7 protein-coding genes are annotated in these 6217 nt (G+C 60.8%); 3 read left to right on the top strand and 4 right to left on the bottom strand.

Features of this window, described 5'->3' with window-relative positions; all coding sequences use genetic code 11:
* Positions 1–2: 2 nt before the first annotated feature.
* Both ACWR1S_RS26220 and rimI read left to right on the top strand, forming a co-directional pair.
* Complete coding sequence (locus tag ACWR1S_RS26220) at positions 3–647, top strand: energy transducer TonB (RefSeq protein ID WP_454565512.1); 645 nt, start codon at positions 3–5, stop codon at positions 645–647.
* Positions 640–1092, top strand: a complete 453-nt coding sequence (rimI, locus tag ACWR1S_RS26215) for a ribosomal protein S18-alanine N-acetyltransferase (RefSeq protein ID WP_007912963.1) — start codon at positions 640–642, stop codon at positions 1090–1092. Before ACWR1S_RS26220 ends, rimI begins: the two co-directional genes overlap by 8 nt.
* 143 nt (positions 1093–1235) lie before the next feature.
* On the opposite strand, the gene ACWR1S_RS26210 is transcribed toward rimI, so the two are convergent.
* The gene (locus ACWR1S_RS26210; protein ID WP_454565511.1) at positions 1236–1640 is read right to left on the bottom strand and encodes a serine kinase/phosphatase; all 405 of its coding nucleotides are present in this window, start codon (positions 1638–1640) and stop codon (positions 1236–1238) included.
* A 141-nt stretch (positions 1641–1781) separates the two neighbouring features.
* Here ACWR1S_RS26210 and can point away from each other — a divergent pair, with 141 nt between their 5' ends.
* Positions 1782–2426, top strand: a complete 645-nt coding sequence (gene can, locus ACWR1S_RS26205) for a carbonate dehydratase (protein WP_064120416.1) — start codon at positions 1782–1784, stop codon at positions 2424–2426.
* A 20-nt stretch (positions 2427–2446) separates the two neighbouring features.
* Here the strand turns inward: can and ACWR1S_RS26200 are convergent, their stop codons facing one another.
* The 3 genes from ACWR1S_RS26200 to acpA all read right to left on the bottom strand — a co-directional run bounded on the left by ACWR1S_RS26200 (position 2447) and on the right by acpA (position 6150).
* On the bottom strand, positions 2447–2968 hold the full coding sequence (locus ACWR1S_RS26200; RefSeq protein ID WP_127929781.1) for an SET domain-containing protein-lysine N-methyltransferase: 522 nt from the start codon (positions 2966–2968) through the stop codon (positions 2447–2449).
* 180 nt (positions 2969–3148) lie between these two features.
* Positions 3149–4336: a hypothetical protein gene (locus tag ACWR1S_RS26195; RefSeq protein ID WP_454565510.1), complete on the bottom strand. Its 1188-nt coding sequence runs from the start codon at positions 4334–4336 to the stop codon at positions 3149–3151.
* Positions 4337–4455: 119 nt separating this feature from the next.
* Positions 4456–6150, bottom strand: a complete 1695-nt coding sequence (gene acpA, locus ACWR1S_RS26190; protein WP_454565509.1) for an acid phosphatase — start codon at positions 6148–6150, stop codon at positions 4456–4458.
* Positions 6151–6217: the final 67 nt, after the last annotated feature.

Here is a 6217-nt window from a genome sequence, read left to right as displayed (position 1 = left end):
TGGTGCTTGCACCGCAGGTCGAAACGCCCGCGCAACCTGCCGTTCGTCCGGCCGAACGGCCGAAAATCGAAGTGCCGCGCCCTTCGTTGGCCAGCACGCGGACCAACGCCAAACCGGCGGAAGAGGCCGACGACACGCCAGTGGTCGCCAAACCGGCGCCGGTGCCACCACCGCGTTTCGCCCTGCAATTGCTGCGTGCCGGGCGCTGTTTGCTGCTGGTCGAGTTACCCACAGGCGAACCGTTCCAGAGCCGCGATCCTGCCTACCTGTTGCTCAAAGACATGTTGCGCGCCGCCGGTCTGCCGGATGCGCCGCAAATTGTCGGCGAGCCGGTGCGCTGGCCGTGGCTCAATCGCGGCACCATGGACCAAGGTCCGGAAGCAGCGCGTGACTTTGTGCAGGGTTTCCTTTCTGTGCAAATGGAAACGGCGCCGTGCGCCTGCCTGTGGCTGATCGGCCTGCCGGCGGTGCGTTTTGCCGGTGAAGCGGACGCCGAAGCGTTCAATCGTGAATTGCAGATCGAAGGTCTGGGCTCGGCCTGGGCCATTCCCGGTCTGGAATTGTTAATGGAAGAGCCACAGCGCAAGGCCGCTGTGTGGCAAGCCATGCGTCGGCTGATGGCGCGCTGGAAAGAATCGAATGAGTGACGCTGTATCGTTCCGCCCGATGACCGAGGCGGATCTGGAAACCGTGCTGAAAATCGAGTACGCCGCGTACAGCCATCCGTGGACCCGCGGGATTTTTCTCGACGGGCTGGGCAAGTACCAGATCTGGCTGATGTTCGAAGGTGAGCAGCAGGTTGGCCACGGCGTGGTGCAGATCATTCTGGATGAGGCGCATCTGCTCAATATCACCGTCAAACCGGAGAATCAGGGGCGCGGGCTGGGGCTGACGTTGCTCGAGCATCTGATGTCGCGGGCGTATGCGGCTTCGGCGCGGGAATGTTTTCTGGAAGTGCGTGACAGCAATACGGGCGCGTTCAAGTTGTATGAGCGTTATGGCTTCAACGAGATTGGCCGGCGTCGGGATTATTATCCGGCGGTGGGCGGGCGTGAAGATGCCGTGGTCATGGCCTGCACCCTGGTTGACTGATCCTGCTTAAAAGCTTCGTCGGAACGCCGCCCGGAGCAAGCTCGCTCCCACAGTGGATTTGATTCGCACACAAATTTTGTGATCAAACCATAAACCTGTGGGAGCGAGCTTGCTCGCGAAGACGTCCTCTCAGGCACTGATGATCAACGGTTGCCATCCAGCGGATCACGCCGTGCCAGCTCTGCCTCATCCAGGCCATTACCCCCGCCGATGTCATCCTCATCGACGATGCTCAAATCCCAATCCGCCTGATTGCCTTGACCCGCTTCCTCGGCATCCCGCGCACCGTCTTCATGAATCAGCGTTTCCGGGCTCATGTCATCGTCAGTTGGCTCATGATCGCTGACCGAAGCCCCGGTCATGCCCGCCTCGCGTACACGCTCACGCGGCATCAACTGCTCACGTTCACGCTCGGGAATCTCATCACCGATCTTCGCGCTGGGTTCATCTTCATCGAAATCCAGCTCATGCACCGAACCCATGCGGTCTTCGTTATCATCGATGGGCTCTGGTTGCGCTGCATCGTAAGGGCGTCGTGAATCAGTCATGGCAATTCCTCATACTGTGGGCCTTACTTAGGTGGACTCACCGGGCACACGAGAATTCCAATGAAATCACTTGCGCTGGCGGCGTGACCCCGACGGGCGGTCGTCTGTCATACCAGCGCATCTTTCTTGAGGCCTTACAGCATGCACGACTTACAAGACCTGATTGATAACAACGAGCGTTGGGCTGACGCGATCACCAAGGAAGACCCGGATTTCTTCGCCAAACTGGCGCGCCAGCAAACCCCTGAATACCTGTGGATCGGCTGTTCCGATGCGCGCGTGCCGGCCAACGAGATCGTCGGCATGCTGCCGGGCGATCTGTTCGTGCACCGCAACGTCGCCAACGTAGTGCTGCACACCGACCTCAACTGCCTGTCGGTGATCCAGTACGCGGTCGACGTGCTCAAGGTCAAACATATCCTCGTCACCGGCCACTACGGCTGCGGCGGTGTGCGCGCGTCGATGCAGGACCGTCAGTTCGGTCTGATCGACGGCTGGCTGCGATCGATCCGCGATCTGTACTACGAAAAACGCGAAGAACTGGCCAAGCTGCCGACCGAAGAAGAGCAGGTTGATCGCATGTGCGAACTCAACGTGATCCAGCAAGTGGCCAATGTCGCCCACACCAGCATCATCCAGAACGCCTGGCATCGCGGGCAGAGCCTGTCGATCCACGGGTGCATCTATGGCATCAAGGATGGCCGCTGGAAAAGTCTGAACACGACCATCAGTGGTTTCGAGCAATTGCCGCCGCAGTATCGTTTGCGTCCGGTTGGCGCGGTATAACTCAGCTTCCAGCGCACCTTTCAGCGCCCTGAATGCCGCCAGCGCTGTAGAAAGTGCTGACCTTCGAGGGTGGGTGGTTCGTCGTAGCCGGTGATCCACCCACGGCAGCGTGGCGAACCGCAACCGCAGGCAAACTGGTGCAGCAGTTTGTCTTCAGTGGCGGTGTAGTCCATGGTCAGCCGTTCGCCGCTGTGGATATCTTTCAACGCCCACAACCATAACTCGCTCATGTCGAGAAACACGTTGGGGTCGCAGGCGTGTTCGATCAATCCGCAGAAGCGCGGGTCGTAAATGTGGATCCCCGTCAGCAATTGTCGGGTCTGGCGGCAGCGATACGGCAGTAATTGCCCGGACACCCGGCACATCCGGTGGGTGTGCAGGAACTCGCGCCGCGCGGCGACCGCCGTAGGGGCGCCGTATCCATCCTGAAGGATTTCGAAATCGGCGCTGGCCGGAAACCCCAGGCGCACGGGCAGGCCGGCGAAGGGATAGATGCCTTCAGTATCGCGTGGCGGCGAGTGCGCCATAGCGTGGATGTTCATATCAGTCCTTGTCGCAAGGCTTTTGCGACTTCCTTGGGTTGACGTCCTGTCAGCGCTGCAATACTGCTGGTTGGATCCAATCGTGTCTTATTAGGTATAGCTGGTCTACTGTCAGATCTGACAGGCGATTTAGACGTATTCCCGCGTCAGCCTTGGCTGACACGGGAATGCCTCAAGCGATTACAGGTGCGGGGCGGGGATTGCAGTGGCTGGCAGCGGTGCCTGCAGTTGCTTCAGTTGAGTCTTGATCGGGGTGGTCGCGCACTTGGCGGTGGCCTGTTCCGGGGTCAGATTGCGGATCGAGGTGTAGAACAGCTCGCAGGTTTTGACTTTCTGCGTGACTTGCCACGTCTGCGTGCAACTGTTGAGCGTTGTTTGCGCATCGCTGCCCGGTTTGCTGCCCATGCCGGCCTGCCAGCAGGCGGCGCTCAAATCCTGACCCATGACTTTCAGGCCCGCAGCATCGGCCTTGGCTTGCGCATCGTCGCCGGTGTAGCTCTTCGGGTCAGCGGCGTACCAGATGTAACTCGGGTGGTTCGAACCCAGCACGGGCACTTTCACACCTTCGCTCGGGCTGATGGTCGCCAGCCCCAATACATTCACGGTTGGCCCGTATTGCTGCTTGATCCAGTTACGCACCGGCGCGCCGAACGCGACCATCGGCAACGTCGTGCCGCTGGCGGTCTGGCTGAATTGTTTGACCAGCGTGGTCTGGTAGTCCTTGAAGTAGTCATACACGCCTTCCAGGTCGCTGCCGGCATTGGACGGCGCAGCGATCGGGGCAATGTCGATGATGGTTTGATAGGCCGGCGTCTGCTCGGCAGGAATGCCATTGTCGGTCAGCAGCGTAGCCCAGCGATCGGTGGTGTTCGAACGCAGATAATCCTGCGCTTGGGTCAGCGAGTAATCCGGCGGGAAGTGCAGCAACTCGACGCTTTTGCGGTTTTCCAGGGCCATGCCCAGTGGCAGGAACAGATACCAGCTGTAGGCCCACTTGCCGTCGGCGTTGAGCTTGCTCGCGCCGGTGTAGGCCAGATCCCCCGCATCCAGCAGCGCCGACAGCGGTTTGTCGTAATCCTTCGGCACGCCGGTGATTTCGGCGTAGAGCTGGCCATTGTCGGTCTTGACCAGCACTTTGGCGTCGGCATAACCATCGCGCTGCACGCTCTGGCTCAAGTAATGGCTGACGGTCTGCTCCAGCGTCCAGTTGCGGAAGCAGATCACGTTGCAGTTGTTGGGGTAAGCGAAGAGGCGGGTAACGCGTTCGGTGCTGCCCAGTTTCAAGTCGACATCGGCGTGGGCGGCCGCGCTCAGCGTGAGCGCGGCAAGAGCCAATGCTATCGGGTTAAGTCCTGCGAATTTGAACATGCTCAGATCCTTTTCAGCGTCGGTTCCCCGCGTATCGGGGGCGGCTCATAGTGGATCAGCCGCGTTTGACAGAGAAGCCGTCATCGGCAGATTTTTGCGCAAACTCGCAGGTCTGGTTTTCAAGCCTGAAAATGCAGAGCGTTGGTCAGATCGCCCATGGGTTTCTGGCCCCGGGCAATCATCGCCTCGTCCCGTTGTTTGAGGCCGTCGAGGGTTTCCAACTGGAAGACACGGGTGATCAAGCGCAGGATCGACGCCGTGTCGTAGACCGTGTGATCCACCGTACCCTTGCGTGCAAACGGCGACACCACCAGCGCCGGCACGCGTGACCCCGGGCCCCAGCGGTCGCCCTTGGGCGGGGCGACGTGATCCCACCAGCCACCGTTTTCGTCGACCGTGACGATCACCACCATGTTTTGCCATTGCGGGCTTTCGCGCAGCACTTTCAGCGCGCGCACGATATGCCGGTCCCCGGACGCCACGTCGGCGTAACCGGCGTGCATGTTCAGGTTGCCTTGGGGTTTGTAGAAACTCACCGCCGGCAGCTTACCGGCCTCGGCATCGGCGAAGAATTTGTTGGTGTTCGACTCATCGCCCAGACCGGCGTCACGCAGGCGTTTGTTGCGCTCGGCGGGGTTCTCCGGGCCTTGCTGCTTGAAGTAGTTGAACGGCTGGTGGTGATACTGGAAATTCGGGATCTTCGGAATGCCGCCGGAATCCTTGTATTGATCCAGCGTTGCCTGCCACGCGCCGGCGTACCAGGCCCAATCGATGTTCTTTTTCGACAGCTTGTCGCCGATGTGTTCGTGGGTCTGCGGCACCATGACGTTGGGCAGATCCGCTTTGGCGTACGCCGGGCGCTCCGGATCGCGAATCCATGTCGGCCAGTAGGGCGGGGCGAGGGTGTTGACGCCGAAGCCGTCCGGGGTCAGCGCACTCGGGCCGAACTGCGGCGGGCCGGTCATGGCGCTGGCCGGCGATGCGTCCAGCGGCTTGAGGCGCGGATCGGCTGGATTGTCACTTTGCAGCGCGGCGATCTGTGATTTGGCCACCGAGTTGGCAACGTCCGGATAGAACGGCGCGGTGGCGCTGATCAGGTACTGGTGGTTGAGGAACGAGCCACCGAAGGCGCCCTGGAAGAAGTTGTCGCACAGCACGAATTCCTGCGCGACGTCCCACAGGCGCAGTGAATACCGGCTCTGCGCGTAGTGGCCCATGGTCAAGCCACCGGAGTCGGCCCAAGCGACGAAGCCGTCGTTCTTGCCGCCGTTGATCTGCATCTGATTCTGATAGAACACGTGCCACAAGTCGCGCGTCACCAGACCGAACGGCAAGTCCTCGCCGTTCGGGCCTTTGAGGGCGAAAGGTGCGTTGGGCAGGTTTTCCTGAAACTGCGTGGCGCTAGGGTAGGTCACACCATCGAGGGGCTGCGGGCCGATCTGCAGGACGCCGCCCCAGACGGGCGGCAGGGTTTGCAGCAGCGAGCCGTCGCGATCACGTTGTTGATAGTCGCCGGGTTTGAGCGCGGCCAGCGGCTTTTCGACTCCGGGAAAATCACCGAACAGGTTGTTGAAGCTGCGGTTCTCGGCGTAGATCACCACCACGGTTTTCACCTGATCGCGCAGGGCCTTGTCCAGCTCGGCGGGTGTCAGCGGGTGCTCGGCCGGTTTGCCCGGTTGATCGCTGGCGCTGCCACACCCGGCCAGCGTGGCACCGACACCGAGCACCGCGACGCCGCCGAGAAAGCGGCGGCGACTGGTGTCGGTGGGGTGATTGGATTCAGGTGCGTCAGTGCCGTCTGTGTCGTCTTTCATCTGTCAGCCCGTTCTTGCTTAATTGTTTCAGTATGTTTCGGGCGGACGCTAGCAAGTGAGTGTGACG

This window comes from Pseudomonas sp. AIG, from assembly GCF_977020205.1.
The sequence above is the reverse complement of the archived record's forward strand: the minus strand, read 5'-3'. Positions and strand labels throughout refer to the sequence as shown.